The sequence below is a fragment of the Nocardioides aquaticus genome (assembly GCF_018459925.1).
Classification (GTDB): Bacteria; Actinomycetota; Actinomycetes; order Propionibacteriales; family Nocardioidaceae; genus Nocardioides; species Nocardioides aquaticus.
The window spans coordinates 848,274-871,966 of record NZ_CP075371.1 but is presented as its reverse complement, the minus strand read 5'-3'; the positions used below and the strand labels follow the sequence as shown (position 1 = coordinate 871,966).

The window sequence follows — 23,693 nt, the reverse complement described above, 5'->3', positions numbered from 1 at the left end:
AGCAGCCTTGCCTCAAGGACCCCCGATGCCTCTCACCGTGGCCGTGGTCAACGACTACCCCTTGGTCGTGGCCGGCCTCCGCGCCGTGCTCGAGCCGTACGAGTCCCGCGTCCTCGTCGCCGAGCTCGACGTCAACACTCCCGTCATCACCCGCGTCGACGTGGTCCTCCAGGACACCTTCGGCAACGCCCAGGGCCGCTCCCCCGACCCGCGCCGGGCGATGGGGCAGACCGGCGCCAAGCTCATCGTCTTCAGCTGGGACACCCACGCCCACCAGGTGCGCACCGCGATGGCCGGCGACGTCGACGGCTACGTCTTCAAGTCCGCGAGCGCCGCCGAGCTGGTGGACGCCGTCGAGCAGGTCCACCGGGGCGTGCGCGTGGTCCCGGTGTCGATGGCGCCGGCGGCCACGAGGGACGAGGCCGGCGCGCTGGGCCGGTGGCCCGGGGACGAGCACGGCCTCAGCGGCCGTGAGTCCGAGGTGCTGGCGCTGATCTGCCAGGGCCTGAGCAACCAGCAGATCTCCGAGCGCGCCTACCTCGGGGTCAACACGATCAAGACCTACATCCGCTCGGCCTACCGCAAGATCGGCGTCACCACCCGCCCGCAGGCCGTGATCTGGGCGATGTCGCACGGCTTCAAGCCCGGCACCGAGCACCGCGTCGTCGACCCCGCGCCGACAGGTCGTACGGACCCCGCCGGCCGCTAGCCGCGATGTCGCTCGCGGACAGCCGAGATGGCGCTCGCGGCGCCCCGAGGTGACGCTTGCGGACACGCAGCGGTCGGCCCGGACGCAGCACCGGGCGGGGCCGTGGTGGCCCCGCCCGGTGGACGTGTCGTGCTGATCGGTACCGCCAGGGTCAGCGACCCTGCTGGTACGGGTCGTAGGCGCCGTCGGTCTGCACCCGCTGCGTGTACTGGCTGGTCGAGGAGTCGCCCGTGCGGCTCTCGTACTCGCCCTGGGCGCGGTCCTTGCCGGTCTCGAGATCGCGCCGGGCGCGGTCCTTGGCGTCCTTGCCGTTGCGGTAGGCGTCCTCCAGGATCCGCCCCGCCACGTCCTTGCCGCCGAGCCCGAAGGCGAGCGCCGCACCGAGCGCCAGGGCGCCCATGGTGGCCGCGAAGGCGATGGTGACGATCTGGGGCGCGATCTGCAGCTGGTTGAGGATCATGAACAGCGCAATGACCATCACCAGCGCCGGCACCGCGGTGGCGACGATCTTCCCGGTGGGCGTGTCGCCCATGACCTTGGCGACCGCGCCCGCGACCGCGCCGGAGACCAGGGCGGCGAGCACGAAGATGACGATGGCCACGATGACGTTCGGCAGGTAGGCGAGCACCTGGTTCATGAAGGTGGTCACGGCGGGGATGCCGAGCGCGCCGATCGCGGCGGTGATGAAGAAGACGAAGATGAGCCAGAACACCACCCGCGAGATCCCGTTGGCCGGGCTCGCGCCGGGGAGCACCTTCTCGACGTAGTCGTTGGCCTCCGACTCGCGGAGCTTCTGGTCCAGGCCGAGGCGGTCGAGCACGGTCTTGACCACCTTGGCGACGACCTTGGCGACGACGAAGCCGATGATGAGGAGCAGGAGGAAGCCGAGCAGGCTGGGGAGGAACGCGAAGACGCCGTCGGTGGCGTTCGCGAAGCTGTTTCCGATGTCCATGGTGTGACTGATTCCTTTCCGGGGCCGCTGGCGCGGCGCTCGTTGTCCCAGTCAGCCAAGACCTTCATCGGTCTGGTCCACCCTTGGAGGTATTCTGTTTACGCCATAAACAAGTCACCTACCGGCGGTCTTGGGCGTCGTCGCGGCTCGGTTGGCGGACACACCGCAGCTAGAGGGGGCCGAGGACCATGAAGGCCCAGTAACCCGCCGCACCGGAGGCGATGCCACCGGCGGTCAGGACCGTCCACCTCGCGGGCCGACGCCGAACGCGTCCCACGAACGGCCGTACCCACATGGTGAAGCGGTGCAGCAGCCACCGGGCCCAGGCGAACTCCCAGGACAGGACCCACAGGCCGGCGAGGAGCAGGGGTGCGGTGAGGAGCGTCGAGAACAACCACAGCGCGGCACCGGCGGCGACCAGGACCAGTCCGGCCACGAGAACCACGAGGCGCAGACCCAGGTCCGCACTGGCCGAGGTCCCCACCGATGTTCGCCACCGACGCCTCGGTGGGCCGTCGTTCAGCCGCTCCTGCAGCCGGGTGAGCGACGGGTGACGAGTCGAGGGCACGGGTCCTTCTCCTAGCGTGAACGAGTGGACCCGGATGGACTGCACCACAGAGGGCCGGGAGCGCGGGACGAGCCCGGGCTGCACGTGGCCACACCGTCGGTCGTCGTCACGGCTCGGGTGGCGGCACGACCGGAGCGATCGGGCCCTCGGTCGGGCGCGCCAGCTCCGGCGCGGTCGCGGGCGGCGGACGGGAGTCCAACCACCGCCGGAACGCGATCGGGTCGCGGTCCTCCAGCTCGGCGAGACAGGCCGTACGCAGCGCGACGAGGCCGGACCACTCCGCCGCCGACCGCGCCTGGTGCAGACGGGTGAGGCTGTGCCGCCAGGACCGTACGAGCTCGGCGTCGCTGTGGAGCGTCAGCAGCACGCGCACCTCCTCGGCCGAGACCGGGTCCGCGCACCCGCACCCGCACCGCTCGTCGTCGTGCACCGCCCCACCGGACCCGCGGGGTCGGCGTCGCCAGTCCGCGCCGAGGAGCGCGGCGACCACCGGCGGCGAGGTCACGGCCGCGGCCACGAGCAGGGGCGGCACCAGCGAGCCGGCCGCCTCGGCCCACGCACCGAGCACGCCGACGACGGCGCCGGCCCGGAGCCCGAACCGGCCCGCCACCCGCCCGTGCTCCGACACCGGCACCCGGACGCCGCCGTCGTTCTGCAGCAGGGCGGCCGCCGCGACCGCGCCGAGAAGGCCGGCCAGGACCCCGGTGACGAGGATCGCCCCCGCCGACCCGAGGACCAGGCCGGCGAGGAGCAGGAGCAGGGCCAGTGCTGCCCAGCAGGTGCGCCAGATCGTGCGGTAGTGCCTCATGCCCTGCTCCCCCGACGTTGCGTCGTCGATGCTGCGCAGCGGTGGACCGTGAGGTCCGTCCGCTGCGTCAGCGCCCCAGCCCGGCCTTGTCGACCTTGCGGTGGAACCGCATGCCGGTGAGACCACCGAGCAGCGCACCCACCAGGCTGGCCACGGCTACGGCGACCAGCGCGACGATCCCGGCCAGGCCGAGCGTCCCCTCGCCGATCGGCAGCCGCGGGAAGCTGTTGAGCGAGGCCAGCACGTTGTACTGCGACCCGGCGACCGCGCCGATGATCGCGACCACGATCGCGACGACGACGGCCCAGATCCAGACGGCCAGCCCCTGCTTGAGTCCGTCGAACCGCGCCATCCGGCCCGCGACGTACCCGCCGCAGAAGTAGGCCAGCAGGACGATGACCAGCAGCACGATCCCGCCGACCAGGCCGACGGTGTCGGCCTGCTTCGTCGCCTGGTTCGTGACCTGGCCGACCTTGGTGTCCGCGACCAGCCCGACCGCCGTGCCGGCGGCCGCGACCAGGGCGGTCAGGACGACCGCCATCCCGGTGGCAGTCAGCCACCCGAAGAAGGCCGAGCCCCACTTGATGCCGCCGTGCTGCTCCTTCTCGCGGGCCACGACCGTGCTCCGGTCGTTCTCGGCGCGCCGCTCGCCCTCATGGTGCTGGGTGCCGTGGTCGTGCCCGGCCTCCATCTTCTTCGCTCCCTTGCGCATGACGGCCCCTTATCGCTGGTCGGCGGAGCCGGTCGTACGGCCGTCCGTGGCGTCGTCGTCGAGGACGATCTCCTCGTGGCGCACCTGCTCGTCGACCTGGCGCTCCTCGGTGACGGTGTCCGTGTCGACCTTGACCCGCTCGACGGGCACGGTCTCCTTGTTGGTCACGACGCGGTCCTCGTGCAGGGTGACCTCGTGCTCCTCGGAGGTGAGGTCACCACCGGAGAGGGCGTCGCCGGCGTTGGCGTCGGTGATCGGCTCACGCTCGAGGCGGACCTCCTCGCGGGTGACGGGCACGGTCTTGGTGACGTTCTCCGTCACGACGTACTTGCGCAGGCGAGCCTTGCCGGTCGCGACCTTCTCGGTGCCGACGTGGAGCTGCTCCTCGGAGCGCGTCATCGCCGAGTCGGTCGTCGGGCCGGAGGTGTCGCGACCCACCGTGCCGGACTCGGTCCCGGTCGTCTGGCCGACGCGGGAGTCGCGGGAGTCGCGGGAGTCGCGGGAGTCGCGGTCGGGAGTGCCGGTGGGCGTGCCGTCGGCGAGGCCGTAGTGGCGGAACAGGGTGGTCTCCTCGTCCTCGCTGAGGTGGCCGTCGGAGTCCGAGACACGGGGAGCGTCCTTGACCTGGTCCTTGGAGTACGGGACCCGCACGTCGCGGCCGTCGGACTCCGCCTGGTGCAGCGGCACGAAGGACTCGCCGTTGCCGAACAGGCCGGTCTTCGCGGTCACCCACTCGGGCTGACCGGACTGGTCGTCGAGGAAGACCTGTCCGATGCTGCCGATCTTGTCGCCGTTCGTGCCCACGACGTTGCCGCCGCCCTCGAGGAGCTGGTGGGCCTGGTCGGTGGTGATCATGGTGTTTCCCCTTCGTCGTCCACACCGGGCCCTGATGACCCGATGTTTACGGCATAAACAGACCACGCGGACCGGGGGGTCGGCCTCCATCCCGCGGGGTGGCACGCGATCCGGGCCGGACCCGGTGGTGCGCCGGGGACGCCCAGCACGCATGCTGGGTCCTCGACGAGCGGCCGCCGCGCACGGCGCCGGCGCCGGACGGGAGGCACGGGTGAGTGACGACCTCGACGCGGACGCACGGCTGGTGGCCGGCAAGCCGGCACCGTCCGAGCGGACCCGTCTGACGCCGACCATCGTGGTGGACGCGGCCATCGCCTTCATCGACGAGCGCGGCCTCGCCGAGCTCACGATGCGTCGGCTCGGCCAGGAGCTCGGCGTCGAGGCCATGGCGCTCTACCGTCACGTGGTCGGGCGCGAGGAGCTGCTCGACGCCATCGTCGTGCGCGTGATGGCCGAGATGGAGGACGACGACGACGTCCCCGCCGAGCCCGACGCCGGCTGGCAGGACTTCCTGCACCGCCTGGCCCACGGGGTGCGCCGGGTCGCCCTGCGGCACCCGAAGGTGTTCCCGCTCGTGGTGTCGCGCCCCCCGAGGCACCCTGGCTGCGCCCTCCGCTGCGCGACCTGAGGTGGGTGGAGGTGTTCCTGAACAGCCTCTTGGAGGAGGGGTTCGACCGGGAACGCACCGTGGCGGCCTACCGCGCCTTCACCAGCTTCCTCCTGGGTCACCTGCTGCTCGAGGTCTCGGCCATGGGCGCGGACGTCGGGCCCCTGGACGTGCTGGAGGACGACAGCGACCCGCCCCGGTCCGCCCTGGCTCCGTACCCGCGGGTCGAGGAGATGCGCGGCGACCTGTCCGAGGACCACTCCGCGCCCGAGTTCGACGAGTCCCTGGAGAACCTCCTCGACCGGATCGCGCGGCTCCGCTCCGAGCAGTAGCACCACCGCCGAGATGACGCTCGCGGCGCCTCGAGGTGACGCTTCCGGACAGGTACGTGGCCCGCACCCGGCGCGGTCGAGCCCGCCGCGTGGTCGACGGGTGGATCACCTCCACCCGGTGCGTGCGATCCACCCATCGACATCGTCGTGGCTCCGCTCGGTCGACGCCCCTGTCCGTAACCGCCACCTCGGCTGTCCGCAACGGTCATCTCGGCTGTCCGCAAGCGTCATCTCGGCGGGGCTGGTGCCACCCCCGGGGAGGGATCACGAGCCCCCCTGCGGCGGGGCACAGTGGAGGTACGCCTTGATGCGCGCGACCTGCAGCGTGCCCGGCGACCCACGTCCCGACCTCAGCCCACCGACACCGCAGCGCGCCCGTACGGCCGCTCGCCGGTGTCCTTCGTGTCCTCACGAGAAGGAGCCCGATGACCTCGGACCAGAAGAACTCCAAGCCCATCCCCGGCGCCCCCGCCAGCGAGCCGCCCACGCTCGAGGAGCCGACCGCTCCCCGCGAGACGCCGCCGCCCAAGCCCGACCAGGCCGGCCCGCGCACGGTCAGCCCCACCGGTCAGGAGACCGGCAACCCGCCCGAGGTGAACCAGCAGGGCGGCGCGTACCTCACCACCGCCACCGGCGCCCGGGTCCGGGACACCAACCACTCGCTCAAGGCCGGGCCCCGCGGCCCGACGTTGCTGCAGGACCACCACCTGCGCGAGAAGATGATGCACTTCGATCACGAGCGCATCCCCGAGCGCGTGGTGCACGCCCGCGGCGCGGCCGCCCACGGCACGTTCACCTCCTACGGCACCGCCGAGAAGATCAGCCGTGCGGCGTTCCTGGCCAAGGGCGCCGAGACGCCGGTCTTCGTCCGGTTCTCGACCGTGCTGGGCTCGCGCGGCTCGGCCGACACCGCGCGCGACACCCGCGGGTTCGCCACGAAGTTCTACACCTCCGAGGGCAACTTCGACCTCGTCGGCAACAACATCCCGGTGTTCTTCATCCAGGACGGCATCAAGTTCCCCGATGTCATCCACGCCGGCAAGCCGCACCCGGACCGCGAGATCCCGCAGGCGCAGAGCGCGCACGACACGTTCTGGGACTTCGTCTCGCTGCACACCGAGGCGCAGCACCACACCATCTGGAACATGTCCGACCGCGGCCTGGCCCGCAGCTACCGGATGATGGAGGGCTTCGGCGTCCACACCTTCCGGATGGTCGACGCCGACGGCGCGACCTCCCTGGTCAAGCTGCACTGGAAGCCCAAGCTGGGCGTGCACTCCCTGGTGTGGGAGGAGGCGCTGCTGACCAACGGCGTCGACCCCGACTTCCACCGCCGCGACCTCGCCGACGCGATCGAGGCCGGCGCGTTCCCGTCGTGGGAGCTCGGGCTGCAGGTCTTCCCCGACAACGACGAGCAGATGTTCGAGGGCATCGACCTGCTCGACCCGACCAAGCTCGTCCCCGAGGAGCTCGCCCCCGTGCAGCCCGTCGGCGAGATGGTGCTGAACCGCAACGTCTCGAACTACTTCGCCGAGACCGAGCAGGTCGCCTTCCACACCGCGCACCTCGTGCCGGGCATCGACGGTACGGACGACCCGCTGCTGCAGGCGCGTCACTTCTCCTACCTCGACACCCAGCTGTCGCGGCTCGGCGGCCCGAACTTCGACCAGCTGCCGATCAACCGCCCGCACGTGCCGGTCAACGACATGCTGCGCGACGGCGCGCACCAGAGCGCCGACCACCGCGGCGTGGCGCCGTACCAGCCGAACACCCTCGACGGCGGCTGCCCCTTCATGGCCGGCGCCGACATGTCGGCCTACGAGGACCTTGCGGTCACCATCCCGGCCTCGCGCAAGGTGCGGGAGAACCCCGCGTCCTTCGACGACCACTACAGCCAGGCGCGGATGTTCTGGCGCAGCCTGAGCCCGGTCGAGCAGCACCACACCGCGCAGGCGTACGCCTTCGAGCTCGGCAAGGTCTACGAGCAGGTGATCAAGGAGCGTCAGCTGCTGGCGCTGGCCAACATCGACACGGAGCTGTGCCAGATCGTGGCGAACGGCCTGGGCCTGCCCGCGCCGGCTGCCACGGTCGAGGTCGCCGACGTCGACCCCAGCCCCGCGCTGTCGCAGGTCGGTGGCCAGTGGCCGACCGACGGGCGGATCGTGGGTCTGGTCGTCGACGCCACCGGCGAGCCGGAGGCGCTGCGCCAGGCCGGGCTCGTCCAGGACGCGCTGGTCGCGGCCGGCCTGAACGCCTTCGTGATCGCCGAGCACGGCGGCCAGGTCGGCGACGGCCTGGTCGTGCAGCGCACCTTCGCCACCGTCCGCTCGATCGAGCTCGACGCCCTGCTGCTTGTCGGCTGCCCCGCACCGGGCGCCGACCTCCTCGCAGGCACCGGCACCACCGCCGGCGGCACCGCGGAGACGCTCGACCCGCGCGTGGTGCAGCTGGTCCAGGAGGCCTACCGCCACTGCAAGGCGATCGGCGCCTGGGGCGCGGGGGCGACCGTCCTCGACGTCGTCGGGATCGGCGCGGGCCCGGGGGTCGTCGTCGACGACGCCCCCGACGCCGTGGTCGAGCAGACCCTCGTCGGGCTCGCCGGGCACCGCAGCTGGGACCGGTTCCCCTCGACGCTGTGACGCAGCCGGGCTCCTGAGCCCACCCCGGACACCGGTGGCCGGTCCCTCACGCAGGGGCCGGCCACCGGCTGCGTCCGGCCACCCCTTCAGGGCAGGAGGGCGGTCCGGGCACGACCTACCATGACGACTCCCGCGGCGCGATCCGCCCCGGGACCGTCTCGGAAGGACCTGTGCCGTGCCCCTCACCCTCGCCGTGGTCAACGACTACCCGCTCGTCGTCGCCGGCGTGCGCGCGGTCCTGGAGCCGTACGCCGACCGGGTCGTCGTGACCGAGGTCGCGCTCAGCTCGGCGGTCACCGACGGCGTCGACGTCGTCCTGCAGGACAGCTTCGGCAACCCCGAGCAGCCGATGGGCGACCCCCGCCCGCACGCCGGCCCGGGCGCGCCCCGGCGCGTGGTGTTCAGCTGGGACACCGACCCCCGCCAGGTCCGCGGCGCGGTCGAGAACGGCGCCGACGGCTACATCTCCAAGACGGTCTCGCCCGACGAGCTCGTGGACGCGATCGAGCGGGTCCACCGCGGCGAGCAGGTGCTCCCCGCCGTCGAGACGGACCCCGAGGACTCCCCCGCCCTGGGCCGCTGGCCCGGTGACGAGCACGGCCTCAGCCCCCGGGAGTCGGAGGTGCTCGCCCTGATCTGCCAGGGCCTGAGCAACCTCGAGATCTCCCAGCGCGCCTTCATCGGCATCAACACCGTCAAGACCTACATCCGCTCCGCCTACCGCAAGATCGGCGTCACCACCCGGCCCCAGGCCGTCATCTGGGCGCTGTCGCACGGGTTCCGGACCGAGACCGCGCACGAGGTCGTCGACGCCGGCCCCGGACGTCGCTGAGGGGACACGCACCCCGGGAGTTGACCCGGCCGGGCCGGTACCGCAGGATCACCGACGGCGCCGTACCCCCCGCCCCCATGCGGGACCGGTGCCGCGAGGCCCCGAGCAACCCCCACGCGCTCGGGGTCTCGCACGGGGCACCTGCCTCAGACGTCGGGCCCGGCGCCGGGACTCAGCCCCAGACGTGCGGCCAGCGCCCGCGGACGGACTCCCGCGCCGGCCGCGGCGCGAGCACGTTCCCCGGCCCCGGCTCGACGTGTCCCCGCCCCTGGCCGAGCAGCGACATCAGCGGGCCGACCATCCGGTCGTAGGCCGGCGCCATCACCCGGAACCCGGCGACCATGACCGCGTTGGCGACACCGACGTTGGTGTCGCGCCGGGGCCGGTCCAGCGCCCGTACGCAGGCCGTGGCGACCCGCTCCGGGGTCGTCACCGGCGGCGGCGGGTGGCCGGGGCGGCCGGTGTAGCTGGCGGCCTGGTCGTAGATCGGGGTGTCCACGCCGCCCGGGGAGACGATGCTGACCTCGACGCCGGGCATCCGGCGCGCCTCGACCTGGATCGCGCGGGCCAGGGCGTGCACCGCGGCCTTGCTCGAGCCGTACGGGCTGATCAGCGGGGCGGCGATCTTGGCCAGCACCGACCCGAGCAGCACCAGCGACCCGGAGCGCTGGTCCTCGAAGAGCCGCAGCGACTCGCGGGCGACGTTGGCGGTGCCGAGCACGTTGGTGGTCATCACCGCGTCGAAGACGTCGGCCGGCACGTCGTGGAAGCGGCCGTAGGCGACCACGGCCGCGGCGTGGACGACCCCGTCGAGCCCGCCCCACCGCTCGTGGGCGGCGCGGAACACCGCCGCGACCTGTCGCCGGTCGGCGACGTCGGCGGCCACGACAAGCACGTCGGCGGCGCCGCGGGCGGTGCACTCGCGGGCCACCTCGCCGAGCACGTCCTCGGAGCGGGAGGACAGCAGGAGCCGGTCGCCGCGGGCGGCGAGCTGGTGGGCGGTGGCGCGCCCGATCCCCGAGGAGGCGCCGGTCACCAGCACGCGCCGCCCCTCGAGACCGGGGTCGCCGGGCGACCGGGGCGACGGGTGCGGGCCGGTCACGGCTTCAGGACGACCTTGATGCAGCCGTCCTCCTTCTTCTGGAACATGTCGTAGGCCGCCGGGGCCTGCTCGAGCGGCACGTGGTGCGTGGTCATGTCGAGGGTGCCGAGCGGGTCGGCCCCGTCGAGCACGACGGGCATGATGTCGTCGATCCAGCGCCGCACGTGGCACTGCCCGAAGCGCATCGTGATGCCCCGGTCGAACATCTCCATCATCGGCATCGGGTCGACCTCGCCGCCGTAGACGCCGCTGACCGAGACGGTGCCGCCGCGGCGTACGGCCTTGACCGCGGTGTGCAGCGCACCCATCCGGTCCAGCGCCATCTTGTCGGCCATCGGGGCGGCGAGCGCGTCGGGCAGGGCGCCGACCACGGCGTGGGCGGCCTTGCCGAACGGGGACCCGTGGGCCTCCATGCCGACGGCCTCGACGACCGCGTCGGGCCCGCGGCCGTCGAAGAGGTCGAGCAGCGCGGGGGCGACGTCGTCGACGCCGGAGTCGTCGAGGGTCTCGATGCCGTGGCGCTGGGCCATCGCGAGCCGCTCGGGCACCCGGTCGACGCCGACCACCCGGGCGGCGCCGAGGTGGCGCGCGATCCGGGCGGCGAACTGGCCGACCGGGCCGAGCCCGAGCACCACGACGGTGCTCCCGGCCTGGACGTCGGCCCACTTCACGGCCTGCCAGGCGGTGGGGATGATGTCGGAGAGGAACAGGAACCGCTCGTCGGGCTCGTCGGAGGGGACCACGATCGGGCCGAACTGCGCCTGCGGCACCCGGAGGTACTCGGCCTGGCCGCCGGGCACGCCGCCGTAGAGCTGGGTGTAGCCGAACAGGCTCGCGCCCTTGCCGGTGGCGTAGTTCTGGGTGGTCTCGCACTGCGCGAAGAGACCCTTGGAGCACATCCAGCAGTGCCCGCAGGAGATGTTGAACGGCACCACGACGCGGTCACCGACCTTCAGGTTCCCGGCCTCGGGGCCGACCTCGACCACCCGGCCCATCGGCTCGTGGCCGAGCACGTCCCCGGTCTTCAGGAACGGGCCGAGCACCTCCATCAGGTGCAGGTCGGAGCCGCAGATCGCGGTCGAGGTGATCTCGACGATCGCGTCGGTGGGCTGCTCGATGCGCGGGTCGGGGACGTCCTCGACGCGCAGGTCGCGCTTGCCGTGGAAGGTGAGAGCTCGCATGGGGGTGCCTCCAGGTGGGTGGGGTGGAGCGTCGGTCGGTGGGGGCAGGGGTCAGGCAGGGGTCAGGCAGGGGTCAGGCAGGGTCGAGCCGGGGCAGCCGAGACGGTTGCCGCAGGACAGGAACACCCGGGCCTCGGTGCGGCACGCGTCGGTGTACGACTCCACCGTGACGGCGCTCCGGTGCGGGGCCTACACCCCGCGGGGCAGTACGGGTGGACGACCACGCCCCACCCGGTGGTCGAGGAGCGAGCCCAGCGGGCGTCTCGAGACCGGCCGGGTCGGATGAGGCGGCGACCGTCCCGCCCACGCCGGGTGCCGCCGTTCGCCCGCGGCGAGCGAGCCCCGGCGGTAGCGTCGCCGCACGTGTCCCGCGCCGCCCGCACCATCCCGCCGTGGCTCCTGCCGGCCGTCGCGTTCGTGGTCGTCGTCTCCCTGGTCACCGCGCTCAGCCTGTACCTCGGCAGCGACGACGGCAGCGCCGACGGCAGCGCCGCCGACGACGCCGCCGCCAGCCTCCCCCCGGCCACCGCGGCCGACGTCGCTCCCCCGGACTCCGGCGCCCTGGTCGGCGTCAGCCTCGACGGCGCGCAGGAGAGCCTGGCCGACTACGCGGACCGACTGGGCCGGACGCCCGCCGTGATGGTCACCTTCGCCGAGCTGCCCTTCGGCGAGACCGACTTGACGACGGTCGACGGGGCGGTCACCCAGGCGCGCGAGGCCGGAAGCAGCGTCCTGCTGACCCTGGAACCGCTGGACGGGCTCGACGCCGTCGACGACGCCGTCATCGACGACCTGGTCGCCCGGTTACGGGCCTGGAACGACTCCGGCGTCGGCGTCTTCGTGCGGTTCGCGCACGAGATGAACGGGTCCTGGTACGCCTGGGGCCAGCAGCCGGAGGCGTACGTCGCGACCTTCCGCCGGGTGGCAGCAGCGGTGCACGCCGGCGCCCCGGCGTCGTCGATGATGTGGGCGCCCAGCTACGCCGGCGGCTACCCCTTCGACGGCGGCGAGTGGTCGGCCGACCGCGCCGACCAGCGGGTCCTCGACACCGACGGCGACGGGCGGCTGACGGAGCGCGACGACGGCTACGCGCCGTACTGGCCCGGCGACGACGCCGTCGACTGGGTCGGGATGTCGCTCTACCACTGGGGGCAGGTGTACCCGTGGGGCGAGAACGAGCTGCCGTCGGCCGGCAAGCTGGTCGACCAGCTGCGCGGCGACTACGCCGTGCCCGGCACCCAGGAGCAGGTCGTGCCCGACTTCTACGCCGCGTACGCCGTGGGCCACGGCAATCCGGTCTCGATCACGGAGACCGCCGCGCTCTACGTCCCCGGCGGGCCGGGTCCCTCCGAGCGGGCCGTGAAGGAGGCCTGGTGGTCGCAGGTGTGGGACCCCGCCCTGGTCGAGGAGCTGCCCGGGATCAAGATGGTCAACTGGTTCGAGTGGGACAAGGACGAGCCGGAGACCGGCGGCCGGATCGACTGGACCGTCACCCGCGACGCCGACCTCGCCGCGGCGTACGCCGACGCACTCCCGGCGTGGGCGCGCTTCGGCGACCGCTGACCAGACCACCGGCGCGTCCCGTAGCCACCGGCCCCTCCAGGGCCCACGATGCGCAGACCACTGGGGCCGGCTCGATCGGCGCCACGACGACAAGGACGACAAGGACGACCACGATGACCCGCACCACCCGCTCCCGTACGACGGCCGCCGCGCTCGGCCTGGCGCTCGCCGCCGGCCTCACCGGGGCCTCGACGACGCCCAGCGCCGCTCTCGGGGTGCCGCCGTCGTACCAGGCCACCGACGGGGCCGGTGACGTGAAGATCACCAGGAAGGACGGCCTGTCCGACCGGCAGCGGCGCAGCATCGACCTCGGCTCCGTCCAGATCGTCCAGGACGACGCGAACCGGGAGATCGACGTGGCGGTGCAGCTGCGCAGGGTCACCGGCTCGACGAGGTTCGACCAGGTCGTCACGGTCGTCTACGGGTCGGACACCGTCGGGGGCGCCGTGCGGTTCTCCCCCAGCCCCGGGGAGCGCCGTTCCGGCGCGGCCGGGCGGTTCGGGGAGGACGGCGACGACAAGCTCTGCCGCGGCCTGGTCACCAGGGTCTCGGACGGGGACGTGGTCAGCACCTCGGTGCCCTACCGGTGCGTCCCCGACGTGCCGGTGTCGGTGGACACGCTGGCGGCGACCGAGCCGGACCGTGGCGGCCGCTTCTGGTCCCGCGACCTGCTGCGGTCGGAGGGCACTTACCAGCTGCGCCCCGTCGCCGGGTAGGACCGCCCTGGAACGCGACGACGCCCGGCCCGCCGTGAGGCGGACCGGGCGTCGTGCTGTCTGTGGAGCTAGGTGAGGGTCAGCGGCCCGAGGAGTAGACGACGCTGGAGCCGCCACCCGAGGTGCGCGACGAGCCGCCGCGACCGCCACCGGAGCGGGCACCGCCGGAGCGGCCACCTCCCTGGCCGCCGGAGCGGGCACCGCCGGAGCCGCCACCCTGGGGGCGACCGCCGCCACCGCCGGAGCGACGACGACCGCCGCCACCGGAGCGACCACCACCGCCGCCACCGCGGGACTGCTCGGCCGGGGCCGCGACCGGGGTGACCGGCGCGGAGGCGTACTCGCGCTCGCCCGGGGCGATCGTGGTGAGCACGGCGTGGCCGGGGACGACCTTGGTCGTGGTGGCCTTGATGCCGGCCTTGCGGGTCAGCTGGCGCACGTCGCCGACCTGGGCGTCGGTCATCACGGTGACCACGGTGCCGGCGGCACCGGCGCGCGCCGTACGGCCCGAGCGGTGCAGGTAGGCCTTGTGCTCGACCGGCGGGTCGGCGTGGACCACGAGGGCCACGTCGTCGACGTGGATGCCGCGGGCGGCGATGTCGGTGGCGACCATGGTCTGCGCGGCGCCGGTGGAGAACGCCTCGAGGTTGCGGGTGCGGGCACCCTGCGACAGGTTGCCGTGCAGCTCGACCGAGGCCACGCCGACCTGGTTGAGCTTCTTGGTCAGCTGCTTGGCGCCGTGCTTGGTGCGCGTGAAGATGATCGTGCGGCCCGGCGCGGCGGCCAGGTCGGTGATCACGGCGAGCCGGTCGTTGGCGCCGACGTGCAGCACCTGGTGGTCGATCGAGGCGACCGGGGACTGCGCGGTGTCCACGCTGTGGGTGACCGGGCTGTGCAGGTAGCGCTTGACGATCACGTCGACGCCGCCGTCGAGGGTGGCGGAGAAGAGCATCCGCTGGCCCTTCTCGGGGGTCTTGTCGAGCAGGCGCTTGACCTCGGGCAGGAAGCCGAGGTCGGCCATGTGGTCGGCCTCGTCGAGGATGGTGATCTCCACGGCGCCGAGGTCGCAGTGACCCGAGCGGACGTGGTCGGCCAGCCGGCCGGGGCAGGCGACGACGACGTCGACGCCGTTGCGGAGAGCCTGGATCTGGGGGTTGGCGCCGACGCCACCGAAGATGGTGGTCGTCTTCAGGCCGAGGGCCTGCGCCATCGGGGCCATCGCCTCGTGGATCTGGGTGGCCAGCTCGCGGGTGGGGGCCAGGATCAGCGCGCGGGGACGCTTCGGGGTCCGCTTGCTGGTGGACTGGTGCAGGCGGGTCACCAGCGGCAGCAGGAAGGCGTAGGTCTTGCCCGAGCCCGTGCGGCCGCGGCCGAGGACGTCACGCCCGGCCAGGCTGTCGGGCAGCGTGGCGGACTGGATGGGGAAGGGCTCCGTGACGCCGGCGCCGGTGAGGACGTCCAGGACGGGGCGGGGAAGGTCGAAGTCAGAAAAGGAAGTGCTCATGGGGGCAGGCGGCGCAGGGCGCCGCTGTCTCGCTCTCGATCGGCTGGGTGTCCTGCCCGGCGCGGATCCTGGTCCCAGCAGTGGTGCTGGGTGGCCGCGACGCTCGGGGGACGACGTGTGGTGCGCGGCCCGAGGCAGAACGGATGGGGCCGCCATCGCGCTCTTCACTTTACGGGTACGCAGGTCAGCGGCCTAATCAGCCGCGCGGGAGACTCGTCACACCCGGTGCTGCTGGCGCGATCCCACGGGAGGACGGTCGTAGGGTGCGCCCGGTGTCCACGATCCGTTCCGTCGCCCTCGCTGCGGCGCTGCTCCTCACCGGCCTGCTGCTCGCCGGCCTCAGCGTCGAGCCCTCGGCGGCCACACGGGACGTCCAGGTGATCGTCGGGTTCGGCAACCACGGGCTGCACCTCGGCGACCTGCCGATCGTGGGGGCCTGGCTCGTCGGGATGGCGCTCTGCGGAGTGCTGTGGGTCAGGGACTGAGGCCCCCACCACGGGTCGCTCAGCGGCCGGGGTTCTCGCGCTCCATCGACGGCGCCACGATGTGGGTGGTCTCGGCAGGACTGCTGGCGGCGTGGTCCGCGTGACGCTGCGGGAGCGAGATCACCCGCTCCATCGGCATCACGATCTCCAGCACCGCCCCGGGACCGTCGGGGTTGTCGACCGCGCGGATCGTGCCGCCGTGACGCCCCGCGATCCGACGGCAGACCGAGAGGCCGAGGCCGGTGCCGTCCACGAGGCTGGGATGGCCACGGTGGCCCTCGGCGAAGATCTGCTCGTGCTGGCCGGCCGGCACGCCGCGACCGTTGTCGGTGATCGAGACGACCACACCCCCGTCGGCCATCCGGCTGGTGCAGTGGATCGCGTGCGCGACGCCGGGGCGGGCGAACTTCACCGCGTTCGCGAGCAGGTTGTCGACCAGCTGGTGCAGCATCCCGGGGTCGGCGCGCAGGACGGGCACGCTGGCGACCTCGACCAGGGATCCGACACCCCGCTCACGGGCCACCCGCAGGAGCACCTCGCCGAGGTCGACCTCCTCGTCGTGCGGCTCCACGTCGCGGGTGGCCCGGTCCAGCAGGTGCTCGATCAGGTCGTCCATCCGGCGGGCGGCGTCGCCCGTGCGCCGCAGGTAACCGCCGAGCTCGGCCGACGGGACCTCCTGGGTCTCCTCCAAACGCCGCGCGGCCAGCCCGGTCCACCCCAGGATGCCGCTCAGCGGGTTGCGCAGGTCGTGGGCCACCATCTGGGCGAAGGTGACCAGGTCGGCGCGGCGGTCGTGCTCGACGGTGACGTCCTCGATCAGGATCATCGCGCGACGCCGCCCGGTCCGGTCGTGGTCGGGCAGCGGCAGCGCGGTGGCGGCCAGGACGCGGTCCGGGCGACCCTCCGCTCGGTAGAGCACCTGCTCGCGCACCACCCGCTCGCCGGCCAGCGCGCGGCGTGACGGCCGCTCGTCCTCGAGCATCCGGGTCCCGTCGAGACGGAACGCCATCAGGCCCTGGAGCCGCTCGGTACGCCGTCCCGCCCCGACCCCGAGCAGCCGGTCGAGCGCCGGGTTGCTGGCCAGCACCTCCCCGGCGTCGTCGACGACCATGACGCCCTCGGTCATCGCGTCGATCATCTCCTGCAGCAGGTCGGCCTGGTCCCGGTTGGCGGCCGCGGCCTGACGCAGCTCCTCGTTGAGGACGTGCACCTGGGCGCGCTCGGCGCTGACCACGAGGCCGGCGGCCCCCATCAGCAGGACGAAGAACTGGACGAAGGACGCCGACTCCACCGGTGTCCCGGCGTCGGCGAACGGTCCCTGACCGAACAGCGTCGCGGCGGTGATGGCGGCGCCGAAGACGGCGGTGTGGGCGGTCGTGACCAGCATGTCGAAGCGCAGGCCGAGCCAGCCGGTGGCGATCAGCAGCGGGAAGGACAGCGGCAGACCCTCGTAGACGAACGTGGTGGCGAAGATCGCGGTCGACAGGCCCAGCACCCCGACGAGCTCCAGGCGCGTGCCGCGGTGCAGCCGGCCCGCAGGCCCCCGGGCCCGCCCGCCGGTGCGGTGCTGGGAGGCGACCATTCCCACCGACACAGCCACGAACGCCCCGGTCAGGTCGCGCACCACCCACAGCAGGCCCACCGACCAGGAGAGGCCGGCGCCGCCGACCACCTCGAGCAGGACCAGCACCGCTGCCGTGGCCAGCACGCCACCGACCAGCGCGAGCGCCAGTCCGGCCAGCACCGAGAGCGAGGCGATCGACTCCCGCTCACCACGGGGGCGGGCCAGGCCGGGCGCGAGACGCCGGACCAGCGCGACGGTGACCAGCGGCTGCACCAGCACCGCGACCCCGCCGAGGGCGGACTCGACCGCGCCGAGCCCGGTCCAGGCGAGCGCGGCCCCGGCCGGCACCGCGACGGCGACGGCGTCGACGACACCGGCGCGCGGACCACGGTGCAGCAGCCAGAGCACGACGAAGCCGGCGAGCGGCCAGACCAGGGCGTGGTCGGTGTCGCTGGCGGTGGAGCGGGCCAGCAGGCTCAGCGCGAAGGTGAGCAGCGCGAGCGCCGCCAGGGCGAGGGCCTCGCGCCGGCGGGTCACCGGGGTCCGGGGCCGTTCCACGGCGGGAGTCTAGGGAGCCGGGCCGACACCCGTCCTGGACTTCAACACATCCGCAGATCCGTCCACATCAGTGCGGCGGACGGGCCGGCCGGCCGTGCGCGAGGTCGTCCCGCGCGTGGCGCAGCAACCCGTGGGCGTTCTCGTCCGCGGGCAGGTCGGCCAGGACCAGGTCGGCCAGGATCAGGTCGGCCAGCGCGACCGCCACCTCGCGGCGGGGGCGGCGTCGTCCGGCCTCGGCGGCCAGCTGGGCGAGGTCACGGCGCAGCCCGTCGTAGGCCTGCCCGCTGACGTCGGTGGTGAGCATCGAGAGCCGGGCGAGGTGCACGAACGTCTCGATCGCTGCGCGGTGCGCGGGCAGGTCGGGAAGGCCTGGGAGGTCCGGTTGGCTGCTGGTCACGGCGCCCTTTCGCGTCGGGAGCGGGGACACGCACGGCCGGGCGGGACCTCGGAGGTCCCGCCCGGCCCACGTGCTCACGTGCTTGGTGCGTTGATGCGGAGTGAAGCGCGGTGGGTCAGCGCCCCTGCTGGTACGGGTCGTAGCCCGGGTCGGTCGACTGCACCGGCTGGGTGCGCTGGGTCTCGACGCCCTGGTCGTACGGGCCCTCGTCGTAGTAGCCCTGCTCGTAGGTGCCGGGCTGCTCGTAGGCGCCCTGCTGGTTGGCGTCCTGCTGGTAGGAGCTGTCACCACGCTGGTCGAGCTGCTGCTCAGCGCGCGCACGACCGGTCTGCAGATCGCTCTTCGCGCGCTCCTTGGCCTCGCGGCTGCTGGTGTAGGCGTCCTCGAGGATGCGGCCGGCGACGTCCTTGCCGCCGAGGCCGAAGGCCAGGGCGGTGCCGAGCGCGAGCGCGCCCATGGTGGCGGCGAAGGCGATCGTGACGATCTCGGGGGCGATCTGCAGCTGGTTGAGGATCATGAACAGTGCGATGACCATCACCAGGGCCGGGATGACCGTGGCGGCGATCTTGCCGGTGGGGGTGTCGCCCAGCAGCTTGGCGGCGCCCGCGGCGGCGGCACCGGAGACCAGCGCGGCGACGACGAAGATCAGGATCGCGACGATCACGTTCGGCAGGTAGGCCAGGACCTGGTTCATGAAGGTGCTGACCGCGGGGATGCCCAGGGCGCCGATCGCGGCGGAGATGAAGAAGACGAAGATCAGCCAGAACACCACGCGGGAGATGCCGTTGCTGGCGCTGGCGCCGGGCACGACCCGCTCCACGTAGGTGTGGGCGTCCGACTCCTGGAGGCGGGTGTCGAGGTGGAGCCTGTCGAGCACCGTCTTGACGAGCTTGGCGACCACGGTGGCGATCACGTAGCCGATCAGGAGGAGCAGGAGCGAGCCGAGCAGGTTGGGGATGAACGCGAAGATGCCGTCCGTCGCGTTCTCGAATGAGCTACCGATGTCCATGCCACCAGTCACGCAGATCGGTGGGGCCGCTGCCCCACCCCTGGAGGTAGGAAACTTACGGCGTAAGTCCTCGGTTGGCTCAGCCGGCTTCCGAGACCTCGTCGTCGACCGCGCGCAGGTCGGGATGCGGGCGGCGTACGTCGTCGCGGGCCTCGGCGAGCAGTGCCCGCGTCTCCTCGGACACCACGGCCGCCAGGCCGGTCACGACCTCGTCGACCAGCGCCCGGGCGACCGCCGGGCGGGGACGCTCGCGGGCAGCCTCGGCCTCGAGCTGACGCAGGTCGCTGCGCAGGCCCGCCTGGCCGAGGCCTCCGAGGTCGGCGGTCGCGGCGGCGATGCGGGCCAGGTGGACGAACAGTCGCAGACCTCGAGGGTCTGCGGCGGTACGGCGGGGGCGGGGCGCAGGCACGCCCCCCACCCTCGCACGGGCCCGGTCGCTTCCCGGAACGCCCGGCGCGGCGCCGCCCACGAGCCACACCGGCGCGGCCGGTCCTGGGAGGCTGGCCCGATGAGGACCTGGTGGGCCAACTCCCGCGACCTGGTGCGGACCCGCCTGTGGCCCGTGCCCACCATCGCGGTGACCCTCGCGCTGCTGCTCGGCCTCGGTCTGCCCGAGCTCGACGCGGCGGTCGACGAGGACCTGCCGGCCGGGGTCAAGGCCTGGCTCTTCGGCGGCGACGCGGACGCCGCCCGCACCCTGCTGGACGCGATCTCCTCGTCGATGATCACCGTGACCGCGCTGACCTTCTCCCTGACCGTGGTGACCCTGCAGCTGGCCAGCAGCCAGTTCTCGCCCCGGCTGCTGCGGACCTTCGCCGGCGACCAGTTCGTGCAGGCCACCCTGGCCCTCTTCCTGGCCACCTTCACCTACTCCCTGACCGTCCTGCGGGCCGTGCGCAGCGGCGGCGACGGCGCGGGCGAGGTCGAGCTGGTCCCCCAGATCGCGGTGACGGTGTCGTTCGTGCTGGCCCTGGCCAGCGTCGTGGCGCTGGTCCTTTTCCTGGCCCACCTGACGCAGCAGATCCGCCCCGAGACCATGCTGCGCGACGTCCACGACGAGGCGCTGCGGACCCTGCGCACCACGCTCCCCGAGCGCGATCCTGCGGCCGGGAACGGACCGCCCGCGACCCCGGGACCGCCACCCACGGCCAGCGAGCTGGCGTCGGCCGAGTACGGGTTCCTGACCTGGATCGACCACGACGCCCTGCTCGAGGTCGCCACCGAGGAGGCGACGCTGCTGAGCATCGACGTCAGCCCGGGCGACTTCGTGGTCGTCGGCACGCCGCTCGGCACCGCCTGGCCCCGGACCGGCGGGCGTCACGACGACGAGACGACCGAGCGGATCGCCGCGCGGGTCGCCGACTGCCTGCAGCTCAGCTTCGAGCGGACCTCGTCGCAGGACGTCGGGTTCGGGCTGCGCCAGCTGGTCGACGTGGCCAACAAGGGCCTCTCCCCCGGCATCAACGACCCGACCACCGCCGTCCACGCCCTCGGGCACATCTCGGCGTTCCTCTGCGTGCTCGTCGAGCGGGACCTGGCCGCCACCGTCCTGCGGGACGAGGACGGGGAGGCCCGGGTGGTGCTGCGCGGACCGGACCTGGCCGACTTCGTCGACCTCGGGCTCTCCCAGCCCCGCCGGTACGGCGCCGAGGACCCCCAGGTCCTCGCGCAGATCCTCCAAGTCCTGCTCGACCTCGCCCGGCGGGTCGCTCCGGACCAGCGCAGCGTGGTCGTCGACCACCTGGACCGGGTGCGGCGGACGGTCGCCGCCCAGTCGTTCGACCAGACCGAGCGGCGTGCGCTGGAGGAGCTGGGGGTCGAGGTCGAGCGGACGCTCAGTCGCGGCTGACGGGGCGAGTCGCGACCTCAGCGGTGCGCGGGGTGGTGCGGGCAGGCGGAGCCGTACTTCACCTTGCAACGGAGCCGTCGCCAGAGATGGCCGGGGTAGGACATGGCCCGACGGTGCCCCGTGGGTGTTTCCGGGGTGCGACCCCGGCGTGAACCTTGGAGGCGGCCACCCGACCCGGACCTGCCGTCCTGGCCGTCCGGTGGCGCAGTCGTTGCCGTCGCCCGGCCGCGCGTCTAGCCTCGTGGGCCTAGGTGCTGCCCCGGACCCCGGTAGCGCGTGCTCCCTCCGGGCCACGAACGGGTGCCGATGCTCGAGACGACTCACCGCGGAACGAGCCGCGGGGGCGATGCCGAACGCCGCGTCGCCGCCGACCTCCAGCGGGCTGCTGGCGGCGACCACGCAGCCTTCGCGCAGGTCTACGACGCGACGTCGGCCCGTGCCTTCGGGGTGGCGTTGCGCGTCCTGCGGGACGTCGCCCAGGCCGAGGAGGTGGTCCAGGAGGCGTACCTGCAGGTCTGGCGCTTCTCGACCCGCTTCGACCCCACCCGCGGCGGGGCGGTCACCTGGATCCTGATCATCGTGCACAGCAAGGCCGTCGACCGGGTGCGGGCGGTCGAGCGACAGGCGCGGCGCGACACCATCGTCCACGCGAGCGACCTCCGCAACCGTGACGACGACGACGCGACCTTCACGGCGGTCCACGACCGGTGGGAGGCGACCCGCGTACGGCGTGCGTTGGCGGTGCTGACCCCGGCGCAGCGAGAGTCGATCCACCTGGCCTACTTCGACGGGCGCACCCACGTCGAGATCGCCGACCGGCTGGGCCTGCCGGTGGGGACGGTCAAGTCCCGCATCCGCGGCGGCCTCCGCCGGCTCCGCGACGAGCTGGCGGACTGACCCACCGCGAGGCCTGGCGCGCGCACCGATTCGACATCGTGTTCACCCGGGACCTTGGACACTGCGTGCATGATCGGCGTCACACATCTGATGCGCCGTGCATCGGCGCCTCATCATCGGAGGACGAGATGAAGAACAACCTGATCCGCTCGGCTCGGCTCACCGTCGCCGCCCTGGCCGCCTCGGCCGTCGCCGTGACCATGGCCTCGCCGGTCGAGGCGGCCAAGCCTCGTGGCACCACCAGCCTGGCCACGGTCCTGGCCGCCGACTCCGGCTTCGACCGGAACGCGGCGGACTACGACATCCTCGAGGCCGCCGTCCTGGCCGTGCTCGAGAACGACCCGGAGAGCCCGGTCGGGATCCTCACCCAGGGCAGGAAGCGCCTGGTCGCCTTCGCGCCCAACGACTTCGCGTTCGAGAGGCTGGCCAAGGCCGCGCTCGGGGAGGACCCGGGCTCGGAGGAGGAGACCTTCGGTGCGCTCGCCGGGGCACTGGGTGTCGAGGCCATCGAGACCGTGCTGCTCTACCACGTGGTGCCGGGCCAGGCGCTGGGCAGCACGCGGGTGCTGGCCTCCGACGGCGCGCGGCTGACGACGGCGCAGGGCCAGAAGGTCCGCATCGAGGTCACCCGCAAGGGCAAGGTGTTCGTCCTCGACCGCGCGGACGGCAAGAACGCGCGCGTGGTCCAGGTCGACATCAACCGCGGCAACCGCCAGGTGGCGCACGGGATCAACCGGGTGCTGATGCCGGCGATGCCGCACTGAGGTCCGACGCTCAGCGGTGGGGCTGCTCAAGCACCTCGGGGTTGACCAGGTGCTCGGGCGGCTCCCCGCGCAGGTGCGCGGCGAGGTCGGCAGCGACGATCCGGCAGGCGTTGTCGGCCGTCTGGCGGCTCGCGCCGGCGAGGTGCGGGGTCATCACGAGCCGCGGGGCTCGCAGCAGGCGCGAGTCGGCTGCCGGCGGCTCATCGGGGAAGACGTCGAGCGCCGCCGCGTGCAGGTGACCGGACTCGAGCGCGTCGCACAGGGCGTCGTGGTCGAGCAGCCCGGCGCGAGCGCAGTTCACCAGCACCGCACCCTGGGGCAGCAGCGCCAGCTCCCGGGCCCCGATCATCCGGACGTTGTCGGCGGTGAGCCGCGCGTGCAGGCTGAGGAGGTCCGCGGCCCCGAGCAGCTCGTCGAGGTCGACGGCGCCGGCGGCACGCCGGTGGCCCTCAGGCAGGTACGGGTCGTGGACCAGCACCCGCGCCCCGAACCCCTCGAGCCGGCTGGCCACCCGCTCCCCGATCTCGCCCACCCCGACCAGGCCGACGGTGCTGCCGGCGATCTCCGGACCGGCGGTGTCGTAGCGGTAGAAGTCGCCGCGCCAGGTCCCCGCCAGCAGGTCGGCGTGCACCTGCGGGATGCGTCGGGCTGCGGCCAGCATCATCGCCACCGTGTGCTCCGCGGTGGCCACGGCGTTCCGTCCGGGCGCCCGGGTCACCTGCACGCCGTGCGCCGTGGCGGCCTCGAGGTTGACGTTGACCGGTCCACCGCGTCCGACCCCGACGAAGCGCAGGTCCGGGCAGGCCTCCAGCACCCGCGCGGTCACCGGCCCCATCTGGGTCACGCATGCCTGCGCCCCGGCGAGGTGCGCGATCATCTCGTCCTCGGCGTCCGAGGCCTCGTCGACCTCCGCGACCCGGCCGAACGGGACGTCCGGCCAGGGCAGGGTCAGCTCGACGACGTCGAGGTCGGCCCCGTCCGGCCCGCAGGCCTCGCGCACCGCGGCGGCGAGGCGGTCGGCGCGGACGAAGTGGTCACCGGCGGCGAGGACGGTCGTCATGGGTCTCCTGGGGTGGGTCGGCGGGCGGTG

24 protein-coding genes are annotated in these 23,693 nt (G+C 73.2%); 11 read left to right on the top strand and 13 right to left on the bottom strand.

Annotated features, from left to right (window positions below; translation table 11 throughout):
* Nucleotides 1–25: 25 nt before the first annotated feature.
* On the top strand, nt 26–709 hold the full coding sequence (locus ENKNEFLB_RS04265) for a response regulator transcription factor (RefSeq protein WP_214058059.1): 684 nt from the start codon (nt 26–28) through the stop codon (nt 707–709).
* A gap of 151 nt (nt 710–860) precedes the next feature.
* On the opposite strand, the gene ENKNEFLB_RS04260 is transcribed toward ENKNEFLB_RS04265, so the two are convergent.
* From ENKNEFLB_RS04260 to ENKNEFLB_RS04240, 5 genes are all read right to left on the bottom strand, one after another.
* Complete coding sequence (locus ENKNEFLB_RS04260; protein WP_214058058.1) at nt 861–1,661, bottom strand: mechanosensitive ion channel family protein; 801 nt, start codon at nt 1,659–1,661, stop codon at nt 861–863.
* A gap of 169 nt (nt 1,662–1,830) precedes the next feature.
* A complete protein-coding gene (locus ENKNEFLB_RS04255; protein ID WP_214058057.1) occupies nt 1,831–2,229 on the bottom strand; it encodes a hypothetical protein in 399 nt (132 codons plus the stop codon).
* A gap of 106 nt (nt 2,230–2,335) precedes the next feature.
* Nucleotides 2,336–3,037, bottom strand: a complete 702-nt coding sequence (locus tag ENKNEFLB_RS04250) for a hypothetical protein (RefSeq protein ID WP_214058056.1) — start codon at nt 3,035–3,037, stop codon at nt 2,336–2,338.
* Between the two features lie 67 nt (nt 3,038–3,104).
* Nucleotides 3,105–3,749 (bottom strand): hypothetical protein, encoded by a 645-nt coding sequence (locus ENKNEFLB_RS04245; RefSeq protein WP_214058055.1) that lies wholly within the window; start codon nt 3,747–3,749, stop codon nt 3,105–3,107.
* Between the two features lie 9 nt (nt 3,750–3,758).
* On the bottom strand, nt 3,759–4,604 hold the full coding sequence (locus ENKNEFLB_RS04240; RefSeq protein WP_214058054.1) for a YsnF/AvaK domain-containing protein: 846 nt from the start codon (nt 4,602–4,604) through the stop codon (nt 3,759–3,761).
* Nucleotides 4,605–4,815: 211 nt separating this feature from the next.
* On the opposite strand from ENKNEFLB_RS04240, the gene ENKNEFLB_RS04235 reads away from it, so the two are divergent.
* The 4 genes from ENKNEFLB_RS04235 to ENKNEFLB_RS04220 all read left to right on the top strand — a co-directional run bounded on the left by ENKNEFLB_RS04235 (nt 4,816) and on the right by ENKNEFLB_RS04220 (nt 9,014).
* Entirely contained in the window at nt 4,816–5,232 is a 417-nt protein-coding gene (locus ENKNEFLB_RS04235) for a TetR family transcriptional regulator (RefSeq protein WP_214058053.1), read from the top strand.
* 11 nt (nt 5,233–5,243) lie between these two features.
* On the top strand, nt 5,244–5,543 hold the full coding sequence (locus ENKNEFLB_RS04230; RefSeq protein WP_214058052.1) for a hypothetical protein: 300 nt from the start codon (nt 5,244–5,246) through the stop codon (nt 5,541–5,543).
* A 425-nt stretch (nt 5,544–5,968) separates the two neighbouring features.
* On the top strand, nt 5,969–8,182 hold the full coding sequence (locus tag ENKNEFLB_RS04225; protein WP_214058051.1) for a catalase: 2,214 nt from the start codon (nt 5,969–5,971) through the stop codon (nt 8,180–8,182).
* Between the two features lie 175 nt (nt 8,183–8,357).
* Nucleotides 8,358–9,014: a response regulator transcription factor gene (locus ENKNEFLB_RS04220; protein ID WP_214058050.1), complete on the top strand. Its 657-nt coding sequence runs from the start codon at nt 8,358–8,360 to the stop codon at nt 9,012–9,014.
* A gap of 172 nt (nt 9,015–9,186) precedes the next feature.
* On the opposite strand, the gene ENKNEFLB_RS04215 is transcribed toward ENKNEFLB_RS04220, so the two are convergent.
* Both ENKNEFLB_RS04215 and ENKNEFLB_RS04210 read right to left on the bottom strand, forming a co-directional pair.
* Nucleotides 9,187–10,056 carry an SDR family NAD(P)-dependent oxidoreductase gene (locus ENKNEFLB_RS04215; protein ID WP_214058049.1) on the bottom strand — a complete coding sequence of 290 codons (870 nt, stop codon included), beginning with the start codon at nt 10,054–10,056 and terminating at the stop codon, nt 9,187–9,189.
* Nucleotides 10,057–10,112: 56 nt separating this feature from the next.
* Complete coding sequence (locus tag ENKNEFLB_RS04210) at nt 10,113–11,297, bottom strand: zinc-dependent alcohol dehydrogenase (RefSeq protein ID WP_214058048.1); 1,185 nt, start codon at nt 11,295–11,297, stop codon at nt 10,113–10,115.
* Nucleotides 11,298–11,660: 363 nt separating this feature from the next.
* Here ENKNEFLB_RS04210 and ENKNEFLB_RS04205 point away from each other — a divergent pair, with 363 nt between their 5' ends.
* Nucleotides 11,661–12,860: a glycosyl hydrolase gene (locus ENKNEFLB_RS04205; protein ID WP_214058047.1), complete on the top strand. Its 1,200-nt coding sequence runs from the start codon at nt 11,661–11,663 to the stop codon at nt 12,858–12,860.
* 113 nt (nt 12,861–12,973) lie between these two features.
* Complete coding sequence (locus tag ENKNEFLB_RS04200; protein ID WP_214058046.1) at nt 12,974–13,576, top strand: hypothetical protein; 603 nt, start codon at nt 12,974–12,976, stop codon at nt 13,574–13,576.
* A 79-nt stretch (nt 13,577–13,655) separates the two neighbouring features.
* On the opposite strand, the gene ENKNEFLB_RS04195 is transcribed toward ENKNEFLB_RS04200, so the two are convergent.
* Entirely contained in the window at nt 13,656–15,080 is a 1,425-nt protein-coding gene (locus ENKNEFLB_RS04195; RefSeq protein WP_214058045.1) for a DEAD/DEAH box helicase, read from the bottom strand.
* Nucleotides 15,081–15,352: 272 nt separating this feature from the next.
* Here ENKNEFLB_RS04195 and ENKNEFLB_RS04190 point away from each other — a divergent pair, with 272 nt between their 5' ends.
* Entirely contained in the window at nt 15,353–15,565 is a 213-nt protein-coding gene (locus tag ENKNEFLB_RS04190; RefSeq protein ID WP_214058044.1) for a hypothetical protein, read from the top strand.
* Between the two features lie 19 nt (nt 15,566–15,584).
* On the opposite strand, the gene ENKNEFLB_RS04185 is transcribed toward ENKNEFLB_RS04190, so the two are convergent.
* The 4 genes from ENKNEFLB_RS04185 to ENKNEFLB_RS04170 all read right to left on the bottom strand — a co-directional run bounded on the left by ENKNEFLB_RS04185 (nt 15,585) and on the right by ENKNEFLB_RS04170 (nt 19,502).
* Entirely contained in the window at nt 15,585–17,687 is a 2,103-nt protein-coding gene (locus ENKNEFLB_RS04185; RefSeq protein ID WP_214058043.1) for an ATP-binding protein, read from the bottom strand.
* A 67-nt stretch (nt 17,688–17,754) separates the two neighbouring features.
* A complete protein-coding gene (locus ENKNEFLB_RS04180; protein ID WP_214058042.1) occupies nt 17,755–18,084 on the bottom strand; it encodes a hypothetical protein in 330 nt (109 codons plus the stop codon).
* 115 nt (nt 18,085–18,199) lie between these two features.
* Complete coding sequence (locus tag ENKNEFLB_RS04175) at nt 18,200–19,093, bottom strand: mechanosensitive ion channel family protein (RefSeq protein WP_214058041.1); 894 nt, start codon at nt 19,091–19,093, stop codon at nt 18,200–18,202.
* 79 nt (nt 19,094–19,172) lie between these two features.
* A complete protein-coding gene (locus ENKNEFLB_RS04170; protein WP_214058040.1) occupies nt 19,173–19,502 on the bottom strand; it encodes a hypothetical protein in 330 nt (109 codons plus the stop codon).
* A gap of 99 nt (nt 19,503–19,601) precedes the next feature.
* Here ENKNEFLB_RS04170 and ENKNEFLB_RS04165 point away from each other — a divergent pair, with 99 nt between their 5' ends.
* The 3 genes from ENKNEFLB_RS04165 to ENKNEFLB_RS04155 all read left to right on the top strand — a co-directional run bounded on the left by ENKNEFLB_RS04165 (nt 19,602) and on the right by ENKNEFLB_RS04155 (nt 22,603).
* Nucleotides 19,602–20,942 carry a DUF2254 domain-containing protein gene (locus tag ENKNEFLB_RS04165; protein WP_214058039.1) on the top strand — a complete coding sequence of 447 codons (1,341 nt, stop codon included), beginning with the start codon at nt 19,602–19,604 and terminating at the stop codon, nt 20,940–20,942.
* Nucleotides 20,943–21,248: 306 nt separating this feature from the next.
* Nucleotides 21,249–21,839 (top strand): sigma-70 family RNA polymerase sigma factor, encoded by a 591-nt coding sequence (locus ENKNEFLB_RS04160; protein ID WP_214058038.1) that lies wholly within the window; start codon nt 21,249–21,251, stop codon nt 21,837–21,839.
* 128 nt (nt 21,840–21,967) lie between these two features.
* On the top strand, nt 21,968–22,603 hold the full coding sequence (locus ENKNEFLB_RS04155; protein WP_214058037.1) for a fasciclin domain-containing protein: 636 nt from the start codon (nt 21,968–21,970) through the stop codon (nt 22,601–22,603).
* 10 nt (nt 22,604–22,613) lie between these two features.
* Here ENKNEFLB_RS04155 and ENKNEFLB_RS04150 read toward each other — a convergent pair whose 3' ends face one another.
* A complete protein-coding gene (locus tag ENKNEFLB_RS04150; RefSeq protein WP_214058036.1) occupies nt 22,614–23,663 on the bottom strand; it encodes a 2-hydroxyacid dehydrogenase in 1,050 nt (349 codons plus the stop codon).
* Nucleotides 23,664–23,693: the final 30 nt, after the last annotated feature.